Origin of the sequence: Aeromonas sp. A04 (assembly GCF_047780465.1) — a bacterium.
GTDB classification, from domain to species: domain Bacteria; phylum Pseudomonadota; class Gammaproteobacteria; order Enterobacterales; family Aeromonadaceae; genus Aeromonas; species Aeromonas bestiarum.
The window spans coordinates 1309813-1326078 of the sequence record NZ_JBLNHP010000001.1 but is presented as its reverse complement, the minus strand read 5'-3'; the positions used below and the strand labels follow the sequence as shown (position 1 = coordinate 1326078).

Annotated in this window: 14 protein-coding genes and 1 pseudogene; 6 read left to right on the top strand and 9 right to left on the bottom strand. The window is 61.9% G+C overall.

The window, feature by feature from the left end:
- Nucleotides 1-187: 187 nt before the first annotated feature.
- Both ACM3N8_RS05985 and ACM3N8_RS05980 read right to left on the bottom strand, forming a co-directional pair.
- A pseudogene (locus ACM3N8_RS05985) lies at nt 188-271 on the bottom strand (DNA-binding response regulator); the annotation flags it as partial.
- 139 nt (nt 272-410) lie between these two features.
- Nucleotides 411-1055 carry a response regulator transcription factor gene (locus ACM3N8_RS05980; protein WP_042867224.1) on the bottom strand — a complete coding sequence of 215 codons (645 nt, stop codon included), beginning with the start codon at nt 1053-1055 and terminating at the stop codon, nt 411-413.
- 158 nt (nt 1056-1213) lie between these two features.
- Here ACM3N8_RS05980 and ACM3N8_RS05975 point away from each other — a divergent pair, with 158 nt between their 5' ends.
- A complete protein-coding gene (locus tag ACM3N8_RS05975; protein ID WP_098984745.1) occupies nt 1214-1840 on the top strand; it encodes a glutathione S-transferase in 627 nt (208 codons plus the stop codon).
- An 85-nt stretch (nt 1841-1925) separates the two neighbouring features.
- Here ACM3N8_RS05975 and ACM3N8_RS05970 read toward each other — a convergent pair whose 3' ends face one another.
- The 5 genes from ACM3N8_RS05970 to ACM3N8_RS05950 form a co-directional block, all read right to left on the bottom strand.
- Nucleotides 1926-4037, bottom strand: a complete 2112-nt coding sequence (locus ACM3N8_RS05970; protein ID WP_416015667.1) for an alpha-amylase — start codon at nt 4035-4037, stop codon at nt 1926-1928.
- A gap of 209 nt (nt 4038-4246) precedes the next feature.
- A complete protein-coding gene (locus ACM3N8_RS05965) occupies nt 4247-5407 on the bottom strand; it encodes a hypothetical protein (RefSeq protein ID WP_290017308.1) in 1161 nt (386 codons plus the stop codon).
- The gene (locus ACM3N8_RS05960) at nt 5407-5778 is read right to left on the bottom strand and encodes a GtrA family protein (RefSeq protein WP_042867228.1); all 372 of its coding nucleotides are present in this window, start codon (nt 5776-5778) and stop codon (nt 5407-5409) included. Before ACM3N8_RS05960 ends, ACM3N8_RS05965 begins: the two co-directional genes overlap by 1 nt.
- On the bottom strand, nt 5775-6839 hold the full coding sequence (locus tag ACM3N8_RS05955; RefSeq protein WP_043134526.1) for a glycosyltransferase family 2 protein: 1065 nt from the start codon (nt 6837-6839) through the stop codon (nt 5775-5777). The genes ACM3N8_RS05960 and ACM3N8_RS05955 overlap by 4 nt, the downstream gene beginning before the upstream one ends.
- A 56-nt stretch (nt 6840-6895) precedes the next feature.
- On the bottom strand, nt 6896-7441 hold the full coding sequence (locus tag ACM3N8_RS05950) for a hypothetical protein (protein WP_042038194.1): 546 nt from the start codon (nt 7439-7441) through the stop codon (nt 6896-6898).
- A gap of 327 nt (nt 7442-7768) precedes the next feature.
- Between ACM3N8_RS05950 and ACM3N8_RS05945 the strand changes: the two genes are divergently transcribed.
- From ACM3N8_RS05945 to ACM3N8_RS05930, 4 genes are all read left to right on the top strand, one after another.
- A complete protein-coding gene (locus ACM3N8_RS05945) occupies nt 7769-8542 on the top strand; it encodes a substrate-binding periplasmic protein (protein WP_043554804.1) in 774 nt (257 codons plus the stop codon).
- Between the two features lie 81 nt (nt 8543-8623).
- Nucleotides 8624-10108 (top strand): L,D-transpeptidase family protein, encoded by a 1485-nt coding sequence (locus ACM3N8_RS05940; RefSeq protein ID WP_103471379.1) that lies wholly within the window; start codon nt 8624-8626, stop codon nt 10106-10108.
- Nucleotides 10109-10258: 150 nt separating this feature from the next.
- Entirely contained in the window at nt 10259-10804 is a 546-nt protein-coding gene (locus ACM3N8_RS05935; protein WP_043554807.1) for a DUF882 domain-containing protein, read from the top strand.
- A gap of 100 nt (nt 10805-10904) precedes the next feature.
- Nucleotides 10905-11156: a hypothetical protein gene (locus ACM3N8_RS05930; RefSeq protein WP_043134531.1), complete on the top strand. Its 252-nt coding sequence runs from the start codon at nt 10905-10907 to the stop codon at nt 11154-11156.
- Nucleotides 11157-11247: 91 nt separating this feature from the next.
- Here ACM3N8_RS05930 and ACM3N8_RS05925 read toward each other — a convergent pair whose 3' ends face one another.
- A complete protein-coding gene (locus ACM3N8_RS05925) occupies nt 11248-11862 on the bottom strand; it encodes a trimeric intracellular cation channel family protein (RefSeq protein WP_042038201.1) in 615 nt (204 codons plus the stop codon).
- Nucleotides 11863-12004: 142 nt separating this feature from the next.
- Nucleotides 12005-12769: a sulfate transporter CysZ gene (cysZ, locus tag ACM3N8_RS05920; RefSeq protein ID WP_043134533.1), complete on the bottom strand. Its 765-nt coding sequence runs from the start codon at nt 12767-12769 to the stop codon at nt 12005-12007.
- A 109-nt stretch (nt 12770-12878) separates the two neighbouring features.
- Between cysZ and ACM3N8_RS05915 the strand changes: the two genes are divergently transcribed.
- A complete protein-coding gene (locus ACM3N8_RS05915; RefSeq protein ID WP_416015661.1) occupies nt 12879-16253 on the top strand; it encodes an AAA family ATPase in 3375 nt (1124 codons plus the stop codon).
- The last annotated feature ends 13 nt before the right edge of the window (nt 16254-16266 follow it).

Here is a 16266-nt window from a genome sequence, read left to right as displayed (position 1 = left end):
GTTGGCCCTGCAGCATAAAGTACGACCGTGCTATTTGTCGAGCGGCGGATCCTTATGCCAGACGAGATGAGCGGGTTCAGTCGTCCTTGATATCCATCTGCTACGGGCTATCACCGCCTGGGTGCGGTTCTTGACGCCTAGCTTGCGAAAGGCGGGAGTGATATGGGCCTTGATGGTGGCAAGGGGGTCAGTCGTCCTTGATATCCATCTGCTGCAGGGCTATGACCGCCTGGGTACGATTCTTGACGCCGAGCTTGCGGAAGGCGGGAGTGGATATGGGCCTTTGTTGGCAGCCGCTCAGTCGTCCTTGATATCCATCTGCTGCAGAGCTATCACCGCCTGGGTACGATTCTTGACGCCGAGCTTGCGAAAGGCGGGAGTGGATATGGGCCTTGATGGCGATAAGGGGGTCAGTCGTCCTTGATATCCATCTGCTGCAGGGCTATGACCGCCTGGGTGCGATTTTTGACGCCGAGCTTGCGGAAGATGGCGGTGATATGGGCCTTGATGGTGGCCTCGGAGACGTTGAGCTCCCAGGCTATCTGCTTGTTGAGGCTGCCATCGCGCAGCATCACCAGCACCTTGTACTGCTGGGGGGTGAGGCTGGCGAGCTTGCTGGCGAAATCGGGGCCATCTTCGGACTCCGGATGCAGCGAGATGCCGGCCGGCACCCAGTTATCCCCCCCGATCACCGTATTGAGGGCGTTGACCAGCTCCTTCATGGGCACGGATTTGGGGATGAAGCCCAGCGCCCCGAGCCGCAACACCTGCTGGATGATGGCGGGATCCTCCGAGGCGGAGACCACGACTATGGGCAGATCCGGGTGCTGGCCACGCAGGTGGGCGAGGCCGGAGAAGCCGTTGGCGCCCGGCATCTTGAGATCGAGCAGCAACAGGTCCACCTCAGGGTGTTCCCCCAGCAGGCTGGTCAGGCTGTCGATGGAGTCCGCCTCCAGCAGCTGGGCGTCGTTGATGGCCATGTGCACCGCTTGATAGAGGGCGCCCCGAAACAGGGGGTGGTCATCTGCGATGACGATGGTAAATTGGCTATCCATTGCTCACATTGTTGCTAACTGATTGTTTTGGAAAATCAAACTAGCATCGCTCCCCGAGGGGGTCAAACCCGCAGGCGTGCAAATGTGAAGCGACCGTCGGATGTCGTGCCATTGGGGCCGATGGGATGGTCATGAGCAACCCATGCAGGAGGCAAGAGATGGGATCCTTGGTATTGACGGTGGGCACTGGCTCCACCTGGGCGATGCGCGTCGCGCTGGTGCTCGCCATGAGCGGACTGGAGTGGCAGGAGCAGGTGTTCGATCTGGAAGATGCCAAGGCGTTGGCGCGGCTCAAGCGCGTGGGGCCTGCCGGCCTGGTGCCCTGGCTGGATCACGATGGCGTGCGGATACACGACTCGCTGGCCATCGCCGAATACCTGCACGAGCTCTGTCCAGACCGCCAGCTCTATCCCGCTTCCCGCGCCGAACGGGCACTGGCCCGCAGCCTGTGCGCCGAACTGCACGCGGGCTTTGGGCAGATCCGCAGCCAGCTGCCCTTCTTCCTGGGCGCGCCGACCCGCAGCGAGCCGCCGGTGGAGGCCATAGGCGAGCTGGCGCGCTTGCAGACCATCTGGTCTCAGGCGAGGGGGCCTTTCTACTTCGGCGAGGCGGGTATCATAGATGCTTTCTACGGGGTGATGGCTTATCGACTGGCCAGCTACGGCATCCAGCTGCCCGGTCAGGCCGGCGTCTATCAACAGGCCTTGCTGGCCTGGCCCCTGTGGCAGGCGTTGCTGGTCAAGGTGCGGCTGCAGTGGCCGGTGGCGGCCCGTCAGCCGGCGTAAGACGACCCTGCGGAATGTTCGATGCCTGACATGAAGAGGGGAGCCACTGGCTCCCCTCTCTCTTGTGGCTAATCTGGCCCAGACATTATTTCTGCCGACCGGCAAACACCACCACCACCTTGTCGTTCCCCTTCTCCCGCACAAAGCTGTAGGGCGCATCGGACAGCTTCTTGTGGCTGCCTGCCGCCACCGCCGGGTGAGCGGCGCGGAACTGGCCGAGCCGCTGCCAGTGTTTGACCAGCTCGGCCTTGTCGCCACTGGCCAGCTCCTGCCAGTTCATGTCAGATCGCACGCTCTGATCGAACACACCGCCATCCTTGGCCAAACCCCGGCCAGACTCGTCCCCGTAGTAGAGCTGGATGCCGCCCGGCAGCAGCATGAAGCTGTTGGCCACCCGCCGCTGCAGCGGCACGTCCTGATAGTCGCCGAAGAACAGCTTGGTGTCGTGGGAGCTGATGTAGCTTAGCACGTTGAACTCGGGATCCTGGTTGATGCGGCTGGCGTAGCTGGCATAGGTGGGATCGCTGCCCGCCATGCACTGGGCCTGGGGCAGGGCGAACTCGCGCTGATAGTCGAAGTTGATCAGCGAATCGAAGCCATTCTGGTACCAGAAATCCTTGGCGACCCCGTGATCCCACACCTCGCCCACCATGTAGAAGGGCAGGTCATCCAGCGCCTTGGTCGGGTTGGCCTGCTTCCACTCCTTGAGCGCCGCCGTGCCCGCCTGCTTGAGCCTGGCCCAGACGGCGGGCTCCAGGTGCTTGACGGTGTCGGCCCGAAAGCCGTCTATGCCGAAGCGGCGCACCCAGTCGGTATGCCAGGCGATGAGGTAGTCGCTGACGCTGGCATTGGGCAGTGGCTTGGCCCTGGTGTCCTGCTTCGCCGCCAGCAGCGGCGGCAGCCCCACAGATTTGGTTGATTCGGTCAGGAAGTCCGGCAACCCCGCCACAGTGCCGGTGACGTCGTCGGTACCCGGTTGCGGATAACCGGGCAGGCCGGCCCGCACCCAGTCAGGGCCCCACCACTGGTTCCAGTTAGGGGACTGGTAGTCGATAAACTGGTTGTAGCCATGCCAGTTGAGGCCGCCGCTCGGGCGCCAGTCGTTCCAGCGGGTCGGCAGCTTACCCGTGTTCTGGGTCAGGCTCTCGAGCCCCAGATCCTGCAGGTCGGCCAGGGTGGCGTAGCCGGCGTGGTTCATCACCACATCGAGGATGATCCGCATGCCGCGCTTGTGGGCCTCGTCCACCAGGGTCTTCAGGCTCTCCTCGTCGCCGTAGTTGGGATCGATTTTGGTGAAGTCCAGCGCCCAGTAGCCGTGGTAGGCGTAGAAGGGGAAGTTGCCCTGCTCGCCGCCGCCGATGAAGCCGTGCACCTGCTCAACCATGGGGGTGATCCAGATGGCGTTCATGCCGAGGCTCTTGATGTAGTCGAGCTTCTCGGTCAAGCCCTTGAAGTCGCCGCCGTGCCAGGTAGCCACCTCGTCCTGGCCGTCTTTCTGGCGGCCAAAACTGTGGTCGTTGGCGGGGTCGCCATTGTTGAAGCGGTCGGTCAGCAGGAAATAGACGCTGGCCTGATCCCAGTTGAAGGGGGCCGGCTTGGCCGCCTTGACCGGCTCGAGCAGCAGCAGTCCACCGCTCTCTTTGGTCGGGGTCAGGGTCAGCTTGCCCCCCTTGACTATGCCTTCTTGGCCGGAGTAGGCATCCCGCAGCCGGGTGCCGTCGGGCCAGACCCCCTTGAGCGAGACGGTGACAGGGCCGCCATCCCACTGGATGCAGGGCTCCTCGGGGGGCTGGCGCTTGAACTCACTCTTCCTGGTGGCCCGCAAGACCTTGAGGCTGGGGGTAGCCGGGTTGAAGGTGAACTGATAGTCCCCCGCCAGCATCACCCGCAGAGTAAAACTTTGATCCTTGGTGCATTTGTCCATGGGTTGCGCCGTACCGAAGGGGAGCGGCTTGCTCTCGCTCGGGCCGAAGCTGGTGCCGCAGCTGTTGTCCGGGTCGCTGATGCGGATCTGGTGGCTGCCCTTGGCGAGGGTATGGGTCAGCTCCACCGGGCCCTTGTCCAGACGCAGCGGCGTGGCGACCGCTTTGCCATCCACATAGAGATGCACCTCGGGGGCGGCCAGCACCTGGCCGGTCAACAGGGGGCCGGCCAGCAGGGCGAGCCAGAGGGGAGAGAAGCGGGGAGCGCGACGCATAAGCCATTCCTTGAGCAGGGGTAAGCGGACCAGATTCCGTCAATGGGGCTCATTCTAGGGGGCATGGTGGCGGGCATGGACAGGCAAAGCACCGATTTGTGAGCTCAGTTCAAATGGTTACGTTTTCAGAAATGGGAAAGTGTGACACCGGAACGCCAGCCATAAAAAAAGCCGGTCAGTCGACCGGCTTTTTGGTGCAAGTGGTTACATCAAACGGTGAAGAACTTGAAGTTGACGAAGGCCACCGCGATGAAGGAGGCCACCATGCCGCTGACGCAGAGCACGGCCGGGCGAATGGCAGGCCAGCGATGGGTCAGCAGGATAATGGCCAGCATGGTCGGATAGAGACCGAACATGTAGCGCGGCATGGCGTTGAGGCCTGTCATCAGCGGTATGGTGCAGCAGATGAACATCAGGGTCGCCTCGGCCCAGCGCTTCTGGCTGAACAGGTAGAGGTTCAGAGCCCAGCCGAACATCACCATGATGGAGAGGTAGGACTTGCGACCCCCCAGCTCGAAGCCGCTCAGCCACCAGTCGAGGGGGCTGTCCATGTAACGGCCCCAGGCCACCTGGATGTGCTTGAAGGCCAGCGCATCGCCGGTGAGGTGATAGAGGTAGACCATGTAGGCAAACAGGCCGAGCGGGATCATCCAGAGGGTGAACACCACCTTGAAGGCCCGCTCGGTGAAGCGGAAGAACTCGCGCCAGCCGTAGGCCTGCAGGGCCAGGATCAGCACGGGGAACACCATCATGACCCCCAGGTTGCGGGTGCCCGAGATGAAGACGCCGAGCAGGGCCACCATCAGCCACTGTTCCCGATAGGCGAACAGGAACATCCCCAGCATCAGCGCCATGAACATCGACTCGGTATAACCGGAGACGAAGTAGGCGGAGAAGGGGGAGAAGGCGAGCAGCCAGACGCCGAAGCGGGCTGTCTCGTCACCCAGCTTGAGCTGACGCAGCACCAGCAGCATCAGTGGCAGGCTGGCGAAGAAGGCGATGTTGGCCACCAGCATCAGGCCGATCAGACTCTCGACCTTGAGCAGGTTGGAGAGCGCGCCCGACAGCATGGGGTAGAGCGGCATGAAGGCCCAGTTGGCCGCGTTGCCCTTGCTGAGCCAGCGGGGGTAGAGATCGTAGCCGTTCTCTATGATGCGCTGGAACCAGACGCAGTCGAACTGGCAGTAGGCTTGCAGCGGACCTATGTCGGTGGCGCCGTAGAGCTGAACGCCAAAATAGCCCATGCCATAGAGCGCGACTCGGCTCAGTAAGAAGGCGGCGATGATCATCAGCCAGTCGCGGCTGCTAATCCGTAGTGACGGGCGGTAGGGGCCCACGTTGTCAGGGGTCATAGTTGTCATGTCATTCATCAGGCAAATACCCAGATCCTGGAGAGGAGGTAGGTGAGCACGGTGACTGTCAGGGTGGCGATCACCACAGGCAGCAGACCGGAAAGACCCGCAAACAGCAGACCGCTCAATATCAGGTTTCTCACCGCCAGCGAGAAGAGTGCGACCAGCAAGAATTTGCCGATGGCACCCTGTTTCTGGAAGGTGATGTAGCGATGGCCAAAGAATGAGAACCAGAAGGCAATCATGAAGGCGATGGTGGTGACCCAGTGCTCAGAGATGGCAGGCCAGGTGTGGAACAGCGCGATAGAGGTGCCAAGGTCGACGAGGGTTGCCCCCCCGCCGACCAGACCGAACCGAAACAGGCGCCAGAATTCCTCGCGGGAGATCATTGAGGCGCTTGCTCCTGCTGGTCGTCAGCGGCCTTCACTGTGGCCGCCTTCTTGCCTGCGCTCTTCTTGCTGCCGGTGGCTGCGCCGTCCTGCGGTTGTGCTTCATCCTGCTTGGCGTACTGGCCGTACACACCTTCGATGAGGTAGACGGGGCGCTGCTTCACTTCCACGAACATGCGGCCTATGTACTCGCCTATGATGCCGAGCGACAGCAGCTGGATGCCGCCGAGGAAGAGCACCACCGACATCAGGGAGGCGTAACCCGGCACGTCTACGCCGAAGAAGACCACCTGGGTCACTATCTTGAGGATGTAGAGGAAGGCGACGAAGGAGACGCCGACACCGACGTAGCTCCACACCCGCAGCGGCCAGCTGGAGAAGCTCATCAGGCCGTCGAGGGCGAAGTTCCACAGCTTCCAGTAGTTGAACTTGGTTTCACCGGCGTGACGGGCGGGGCGCTCGTAAGGCACGCCGACGGCACGGAAGCCGGCCCAGGCAAACAGCCCCTTCATGAAGCGGTTGCGCTCCGGCAGTTGCTTGATCGCCTCGACCACGCGGCGGTCGATCAGGCGGAAGTCACCGGCGTTCTCCGGCAGCTTGGTGCTGGTGGAGAGGGCGTTGAAGAAACGGTAGAAGCCACCGGCGGTGAGGCGCTTCATCGGGGTATCGGCACTGCGATCCACCCGGATGCCGTAGACGGTGTCATAGTCACCTGTCTGCCACAGCTTGACGAATTCGAGGATCAGGGCAGGGGGATCCTGCAGATCCACGTCCATCGGCACTATGGCATCGCCCTTGGCATGATGCAGGCCGGCAGTCATGGCCGCTTCTTTGCCGAAGTTGCGCGCCAGGTTGACCAGGGTCACCCGGGGATCGCGGGTAATGGCCTGCTCGATCACCTCACGGGTGCGGTCACGGCTGCCGTCGTTGACGAACACTATCTCCAGCCGATCCTTGAGAGGCGCCAGTTCGTTATCTATCGCGTTGATGAAGGCATCTATGCTCTCTTCCTCGTTGTAGACGGGAACGATCAGAGAGAGTCGAAAATCGGCATGCGACATGAAAACTTCCTTATTTGGAAAATTATTTTATAAAACAGCGTATTGGATAATACGTCTTACTGGGCGACTGTCAGACGTACCGACTGGACATTGAGAGGTGTCGGTGCGGACAGCGCCAGGAAGTTGGGACGCTTGGGATCCGATGTCAGCGATTCGCCCGGCAGATTGAGCCGGATCTCGTTGATACCGGCCTTGGCCAGCTTGATGGTGGTGGTGAAGTCATGACCCAGTGCCACCTTGAGCAGTGCACCGGCTTGCGGGCTGTTGACCCGGGCCTGGATGGTCAGCTGTTCGGGTTGTGCCTGTTGCCTTGGCAGCACGAAGTAGAGGCCACCCTGGCCACTGAGTTCGGTGCCGTCCGCGCTCGGCTTCTTGGCCCAGCCTTCGCTGGAGAGGAAGCGGCTCGGCTTGGTCAGATTGAGCTCGTTGCCGGGCTGGTAGGTCATGCTGGAGTTGTGCTCCCAGAAGCGGGTCTTGCCTTCCAGGTAATAGAGCTTGTAGGCCAGGCTCACGTTGGGGTGAGCAGCCAGATAGAGGGTGTAAAGGTAGAAACCACTCAGGGCCATGATGGCCGTCAGAAAACCGAACTTTTTGTACGTCATATCACTCTCTACGCCTCACGATTGGTAGGCTGATTTCGCGCATATGCTAATCCAATTGCAAAAAAAGCATAGTGGATCACAAAAATATATTTGGTCACATATTAACCCCTTTCCAGTCAGTGCTCCAAATGTTCCTGCTTTGCCCTTTTTATCGCCTGATCCGGCCTCATGCCGCGCGGGGGCTGGGCTCATTTCCGGGCTGAGTCCCTGCTGCCGCGATGGGCCCGTTCAGACACTGTGCTGGCAGTCGCGATCGCTGTGGCAGGATCTGTCGCCATTTTACCAAGGCCGATTTATGATGACCTATCGCCAAGTCAAGGATGACCCATGAAGCTGAAACTCTGTTGCTGGATGCTCTGGTTGCTGACCCCGCTGGTGTCGGCAAACAGCCTGTGTCCCTCTCCATTGCGGGTCGGTTACGACAACTGGCCCCCCTATCACTATTACGCCAGTGCGACGGCGACCGCGCCCAAGGTGCTGCAGGGTTTTGCGGTCGAGGCGCTCAACGCCATGCTCAAGCGTCTGGACTGCCGGGCGACCTATGTCGAGCTGCCCTGGAAGCGGGTGTTGCACGGCCTGGAACAAGGCTCGCTCGATATCGCCATGGAGGCCTATTTCAACGACGAGCGTGGCCGCTACGCCTGGTTCTCCGATGCCTACAACCCGGGGCGCAGCGTGCTCTGGATCCGCAAGTCATCCTCCTATTCCGAATCTGATCTGGCGACCTGGCTGGCCAATGGCCACACCCTGGGGGTCACCAAGGACTACTACTATGGTGCCGAAACCGCCGAACTGGTGCGCCGTTATGCGGCCCAGGTCAGCGTGGTCAACGATAGGCAAAACTATGGCAAGCTGGTGCTCGGCAGGATCGATGGTTTCCTCGGGGATATTCTGGCGACCCCCTGGGGTCTGAAAGAAGAGGGGCTGGCCGATCTGATCGTGCCTCACACCATGCCCGTCTATGAGGCACCGACCTTCTTCATGTTCAGCAAGAAGCGGCTGTCACCCGCGTTTGTCAAGGCGTTCAATCGGGAGTTGGCTGAATTTAAAGCAACAAATGAGTATGACATTATCTGGCGGCGCTACGCGCCCGCCAGCTAGTAAAGTCGTTGGCATTCACGCATCATGAGCGCCTTGACCGCCGGGTCTGACAGGCTGAAGTGAACCGATCTTGAGGTAAGCATGGGGAAGAAGTATTGGCTGGCATTGGCAAACCTGATCTGGCTGGGCTGTTGGCCTGCGGCCATGGTACAGGCCAGCGAGGGTCAGGTGGTGGTGACCAATGCTGCGGTGCAGCACGACTGGTACCAGAACAGCACGGCGGAGCAGGCTCGCCACGAGTTGGAGCAGCAGTTGCAGGAGGCCGTGCTGGCCCAGCTGCACCCGGATTTCTTCAGCCTCTGGAAGAAGCTGCAGGCCAAGCCTGCCGATCAGCGCGGCGCCATTTATGATGAGGTGTTTGGCAAGCTAGCCCGCTTCCAGCAAGCCTGGCGTGCCATGGATCTGGTCTCCCGCGAGCAGATGCAGACCCTCAAACTCAATCTGAACAAGCCGCTGGCCCACGAGCCCGCCGGCGACAACCTGCTGGAGCAGGTCAAGCAGCTCAGACCCCAGGTTGCCGAGTACGACGGGGTGCGCGAGGAAGTGCGCAAGCTGCTGGCCATGCCCATGGCCAAACGCTGGCCGACCCTCACCATGCCAACCCTGCGGGCGGGTGAAACCTCGGCCGAACTGGGGCAGATCCGCACCATACTCAACGAGTTGGGCGATGTGGCTCCCCGCCATGACGATGCCACCTACGACGCCGATACCCAGCAGGCCATCAAGCAGTTCCAGCGCCGCCACGGCCTGACCGCCGACGGCATCATAGGTCGGCAGACCCGCAGCTGGCTCAATACCGGGCCCGAGGTGCGCGCCAGCCTGCTGCTGCGCAACCTGTGGCGTCGCGATCTGGTGGATCAGCTCTCCGGTGCCCGCTACGTGCTGGTCAACATTCCCGATTATCGACTGAGCGTGGTGGAGTCCGGCAACGAGGTGTTCACCAGCCGGGTCATCGTCGGCAAGGAGCAACGGGCTACCCCCATCCTGGCCAGCGAGATCCGCTCCATCGTGCTCAACCCGGCCTGGCATGTGCCGCGCTCCATCCTGAGCAAGGACATTCTGCCCAAGCTGAGCCGGGATCCCGCCTACCTCAACCGCGAGCAGTTTGAGGTGATCGACGGCGAAGGCAACCCGGTGCAGTTTACCGAGGAGGCGTGGCAGCAGGCGCTGGCGACAGGCTTCCCCTATCGCCTGCGGCAGAAGCCGGGGGATCACAATGCGCTGGGCCGCTACAAGTTCTACCTGCCCAACAACGAGGCCATCTACCTGCACTCCACGCCGCGCAAGGCGCTGTTCGAGCAGGGGGCGCGCGCCTTCAGCTCGGGTTGCATCCGGGTGGAGCATGCGGACGATCTGGCCGAGCTGCTGCTGGCGGACTCCCGCTATCAGCCGGACAAGGTGGCCAGCATATTGAAAGAGACCCAGACCAAGTGGCTGCCGCTGACCACTCCGATCCCGGTGTTTACCGTCTACTGGAGCAGCTGGATCGACGAAGAGGGTCGCCAGCAACTGCGCAACGACATCTATGGATTTGATCGAGTCAGCTTCCAGAGTCGCTTGCTGTGATCCTCGCCACAGAGTGAAAAGCCCGGCCCGTGCCGGGCTTTTCTATTGAGCCCCGGTGGTTTGACATGAGGGGGCCCGGCAGGTAGTTTCGAGCCCCTGTATCAAATTCATTCACCTGTTTCACTTCAATCTGTGATGGACGGACAACGGATGCTTGAACAAGAGATAAGCCGACGTCGCCTGCTGCTGGGGGCCGGCTGCCTGCTGGGGGGCGCCATGCTGTCATCCCCGGCCATGGCGAGTCGCAGTACGGCGGGACGTGAACTCAGTTTCTTCAATCTCAATACCGGCGAGCGAGTGAGCGCCAGTTATTGGGAGGATGGTCGTTACCTGAAAGACGGGCTGGCCGAGCTCAACCATATTTTCCGCGACTACCGTCGCAACGAAGTCTTCAGCATAGACAGGAAGTTGTTCGATCAGCTCTATCTGTTGCAGCACAAGCTGGGCCGTCACGGCGAGATCCAGCTCATCTCGGGTTATCGTTCCCCCGTGACCAACCGCCAGAAGCGCAGCAGGAGCCGAGGGGTGGCCAAGCACAGCTACCACACCCTGGGACAGGCGGTGGATGTGCGGATCCCGGGCGTGCAGCTGGCACACCTGCGCAAGGCGGCGCTCAATCTCAAGGTGGGCGGGGTCGGCTACTATCCGAGCGACAACTTCGTGCACCTCGATACCGGGCCTGTGCGCAGCTGGTAGTCGTGGGTGGCCTCAACTTGGGGTGTGGCCGCGCGGATGGCGGCTGGCAAACAGGGTGGCCGAGCTGGTAGGCTCTGGACACCATCCAGAGGAGAACCAGATGAAACATATTTTGCTCGGGGGCCTGATCGCCCTGTTGTTGACCGGTTGCAGCAAGCTCAATCGCGAGAACTACGACAAGTTGCAGATGGGGATCAGCTATACGCAAGCAAGCAGCATACTCGGCAAGGCGGAGCGTTGCGACGATACCTTGGGCACCACCAGCTGCATCTGGGGCAACGAGGGCAAGAACATCAAGATCCGTTTCATCGCCGACAAGGCGACCTTCTTCAGCTCGGAAGGGATCAACTGAGGCAAGCGCCCGGTTATCAATGCAAAAAAGCGCCTGTCAGGCGCTTTTTTGTTGTCGGCGATCCGTACCGCCTCGCCAGAACCTGGCGCGCTCAGTGCGTCGCGTACTGGTAATGGAAGGTGGGCAGCCCCCACTTGAAGCGCACCGCCAGCAGCCGCAGCACGAAGCCGATACCGATGGCACCGAAGGCGGCCCAGTCGTTGGGCAGGCCCTGATCCAGCGCCAGGCAGTAGAGGGCGGCTGTCACCAGCGAGATGGCGGCGTAGAGCTCGCGGCGAAACACCAGCGGAATGCGCTGGCAGAGCAGATCCCGCAGCACGCCACCAAAGGCCCCCGTCACCACCGCCATGATGCAGGCGATGCCGGCCCCATGACCCATCTCAAGCGCACGGGCCGCCCCGAAGATGGAGAAGACCACCAGTCCCAGCGCATCGAGCGCCATGAACAGCTTGCCGAGGTAGCGCATCAGCGGCGCCGAGATGACAGCCGCCATGGCCGCGCCGGCCACCAGCAACACATATTCCGGATGCTCGATCCAGAGCAGCGGATAGTGGCCAAGCAGCACGTCCCGTATGGTACCGCCGCCTATGGCCGTCGCCGAGGCAATGATCACCACGCCAAACAGATCCATCCGTCGCCGACCCGCTGCCAGCGCGCCAGTCATCCCTTCGGCCACCAGGCCCAACAAGAAGAGTGCATGTAACATGAGATATCCCAGGGTGCGAGAAAGGCCAGCATCCTATCAATTCAGGCTATAGGCGACAAGCAATGAAGGCTATGCATTATTTTTTATAATGCAAAAAGAAAACGGGCACCGCCAGGGTGCCCGTTTGCCGCACGGTAAGGGATCAGCGTTTGAGCTGTTCGGCGCGGTAGTGATCCACCCACATGGCGGTGGCGCCACAGATGGCCACCGGCATCACGAACAGATTCACCACCGGGATGGCGGAGAAGAGGGTGACCAGGGCGCCGAAGCTCAGGCACTTGCCGCGGCGCTGCTTGAGGGCATCGCGCATGGTGATAAAGCTGATCTTGTGGTTGTCGAACGGATAGTCGATGTACTGGATCGCCATCATCCAGGCACTGAACAGGAACCAGAGCACGGGGGCGAGTGTCTGCCCCACCACAGGGATGAGGAACAGGATCAGGCAGCCGATGGCCTTGGGCAGGTAATATTTCAACTTGGTCCATTCGCGGCCGAAGGTGCGGGGCACATCCTTGACTATGTCCAACATGCCGGTGTCGCTGACCACCTCGCCGGTGAGGGTCTGTTCCACTTTCTCCGCCAGCAGGCCGTTGAAGGGGGCCGCTATCCAGTTCGCCACCGAGCTGAACAGGAAGGAGAAGACCACCAGTATGGTGACCAGGGCGATGGGCCAGAGTAGGTAGTCCAGCCAGTCGAGCCAGCTCGGGATCTGCTGGTGCAGCCAGCCGAACAGGCCGTCCAGTTGCAGCAAGAGGGCGTAGAAGGCCCCCGCAAACAGCACGAAGTTGACCAGCAGGGGGATCAGCACGAAGGTGCGGATGCCGGGCTGGCGGATGAGCGAAAAGCCGCGCAGGAAGTAGTCCGCACCGCTGATTGAGTCTTTGACCATAGGGGGTGATTGGCTCATCTGAGCTCCATCTGTTCATGGGAAACTGCCAGCATATTACAAACAAGGTTTGGATTTGGTAAAGTCGCCTGCCCGCCTCCTCTTTATTTCGTTACCCACATAGGCCCCCATGCGTCTGAAATTGATCAAACTCGCCGGTTTCAAGTCGTTTGTCGAGCCGACCCGCATCGAGTTCTCGGCCGACATGACAGCCGTGGTGGGGCCCAATGGCTGCGGCAAGTCCAACGTCATCGACGCCGTGCGCTGGGTGCTGGGGGAGAGCTCGGCCCGCCATCTGCGCGGCGAGAACATGACGGACGTCATCTTCAACGGCTCCATCAACCGCAGCCCCCACGGCCGGGCCTCGGTGGAGCTGGTGTTCGACAACCCCCACAACCGGGTCCCCGGTGAATTTGGCCGCTTTACCGAAATTTCGGTGCGCCGCGAGGTGCTGCGCGACGGCTCCAACCATTACCAGATCAACGGCCAGAAGTGTCGCCGCAAGGATGTCACCGACCTCTTCCTCGGCACAGGGCTGGGCCCGCGCAGCTACGCCATCATAGAGCAGGGCACCGTCAGCCGGCTGGTGGAGTCACGCCCCGCCGATCTCAAGCTGTTCATGGAGGAGGCCGCCGGTGTCTCCCGCTACAAGGAGCGGCGCCGGGAAACCGAGCAGCGCATCCGCCATACCCAGGAGAACCTGGAGCGGCTCGGCGACATTCGTGGCGAGCTGGGATCGCGCCTCGAACACCTCAAAACTCAGGCCGAAACCGCCGAGCGTTACAAGCAGCTCAAGGGCCGCAGTCGCGCCGCCAAGGCCGAGCTCATCGGCTCCGAGCTGTGGGCGCTGGAGACCCGCCTCGGAGAAGCCAAGGCCGAGCTGGCCCAGGCCGAGCAGGCATTGGCGGCACTGGATGCCAAGCGCACCGCCGACGAGGGGCGTCACGTCACCCTGTCGGTGGCCCGCCAGGAGGGCCAGGCTGAGCAGACGAGCCGCCAGCAGCAGATTTTTCTCGGTGGTCAGGCCATCGCCCGCCTTGAACAACAGCAACTGCACCAGACCGAGCTTGGCCGCGACTGGCAGGCCCGGCGTCAGGCGCTCGGCGAGCGTATCGAGGCGATCAAGGCCCAGCTGGCCAGCCAGCAGGAGCAGCTGACCGACGGCACCCTCAGAGAGGAGGTTGAATCGGCGCGCCTCGAACAGTGTGAGCAGTTGCTCACCGACCAGCAGGGGGCGCGCCTGGCTGCCGGCGAGCAGCTGGAGCAGGCCCGGCAGCGACAGCAGCAGTGGCAGCAGCAGCTCGGCCAGTTGCAGGGGCGGCTCAACCAGACCCGGGCACAGGTGAACGGTCTGCAGGAGCTGCAGGCCAAGACCCGGCTGGCCCGCCTCAAGCTGGAGGATGAACAAGCTGGCCCCCTCGGTGGGGAAGGGGAGAGTCTACAACCCGGACTCGATGCCCTGACGGCCGAGCTGGCGGTCTCGCGCGCCCGGCTCGCCGAGCTCGATGAACAGTGGCAGGCCAGCGTGGCTCGCCATGAAGAGTGCAAGTCAGAGCAGAGCCAGCAGAGCAGTCTGCTGCGCGAGCTGGACGCCCGCCTCACCACGCTTGACCAAATTCTGGGGGAGCAGATGGTGGGCGCCACCCTGGCGGATCGGCTGCAGGTGGCGCCCGAGTGGGCCCAGGCGCTGGACAAGGTGCTGGGGCGCTGGCTCACCGCCCAGCCAGGGGATGAGTGCAACCTTGAGCAGAGCGGACTCTGGATTGGCCCGGCCCTGCCCGCGGTTGCCGGTACCCTGGCGGCCCGACTCGAGGGGGATCACATCCCCGCCTTTCTCAACGCCATCTGGCTGGCGGAGAGTCGGGAGGCGGCACTGGCCCGCCAGTCAGGCCTCCTGGCCGGTGAGTCGGTACTGACCCCGGCGGGAGACTGGTTTGGTCCCAACTGGGCCGACCTCGGTCAGGGTGGGGCGCTCGGCACCCTGGCGCTGCTCGGTGAACGTGAGCGGTTACACACAGAGCTGACGACAGGCCGACAGGCGCTTGGCCGGTTGAATGAGCAACTGGGCGCGGTCGATGCCGAGCGTGCCCGGCTGCACAGTGCCCATGAGCTGGCCCAGCGCACCCTGCGCGAGCAGGAGCAAAGATGGCAACAACTGCGCGAAGCCTGGAGCCTGCAACAGGGTCAGCGCCAGGAGCGGCTGCAGCGGCTCGGCCAGCTTGGCGAAGAGCTGATCAGGCTCGACCAGGAGCAGGCCGAGGAGGCGCAGCGACTGGCCGCGGCCCTGCAGCAGCTCGAGCTCGATGAAGCGCGGCTCGGCGAACTGCAGGAGCAGGGTGAGCCGCTGGCTCAGGCGCTGCAACTTGCCCAGGAGCGAGTCACCAGTGCCGAGCGGGCGGTGGAAGAGGCTCGCCTGCGCCGGGAGCAGCAGCAGGCCGGCTGCCAGCGTTTGCAACTGGAGCTGCAGAATCAGCGCCAGCTCATCACGCTGCGTGAGCAGGAGCTGGCCCGCCTCGGACTGGAATTGGCCGAACTCAAGGCGCCGGGAGCTGTGCCGGGTCAGGATCTGTCGCCCCTGCTGGCCGAGCAGCGCAACCTTGAGGCGCTGCAACTTGCCTGCCATCAACGGCTGGCAGAGTTGGAGCGCCAGCTGACCGAGCTGGAGCAGGCCCGCAGCGCCGATCACAAGCAGCTGGTGACCCTGCAGGAGAAGCTGGCCCAGCTCAGATTGGAGCGCGAGCGCAACCTGACCCGCCGGCAGGGGCTGCACGAGCAGTTCGAAGAGCTGGGTGTGCGGCTGGTGGATCTCGATCAGGCGGTACTGATCGCCGCCGATCGCGGCAAATTGCGCCAGGAGATCCAGACGCTGGAGGCTCAGGTGGAGGCGCTTGGTGCCATCAACCTGGCGGCGCTGGAGGAGTATGAAGAGGCGAAAACCCGTTCAAGCTACCTGGAAAACCAGTGCCAGGATCTGGAACAGGCGCTGGAAACCTTGAGCCAAGCCATTAAAAGAATTGATAAAGAAACACAAATACGCTTCCGAGACACTTTCGATAAGGTCAACGAAGATTTAAAATCCCTCTTTCCAAAAGTGTTTGGGGGGGGCAGTGCCTGGCTTGAGCTGACCTCGGATGATCTTTTGGAGGCCGGAGTGAGCATCATGGCAAGACCTCCGGGTAAGAAGAATGCTACCATTGCCCTGCTTTCCGGGGGGGAGAAGGCGTTAACCGCACTTGCGCTGGTTTTTGCCATCTTCAGACTCAACCCAGCACCATTTTGTCTGCTGGATGAGGTGGATGCACCGCTCGATGAAGTGAACGTCGGTCGCTTCTGTTCTCTTGTCAAAGAGATGTCGAGCACAGTACAGTTCGTTTACATCAGTCATAATAAGGTCTCCATGGAGATGGCTGAGCAGCTGGTTGGCGTCACGATGCAAGAGCCCGGGGTTTCTCGCATTGTGTCGGTCGATATCGGTGAAGCCGTCGCTTTGGCTGAGCAAAACTAGAAAGAGAAGCAGC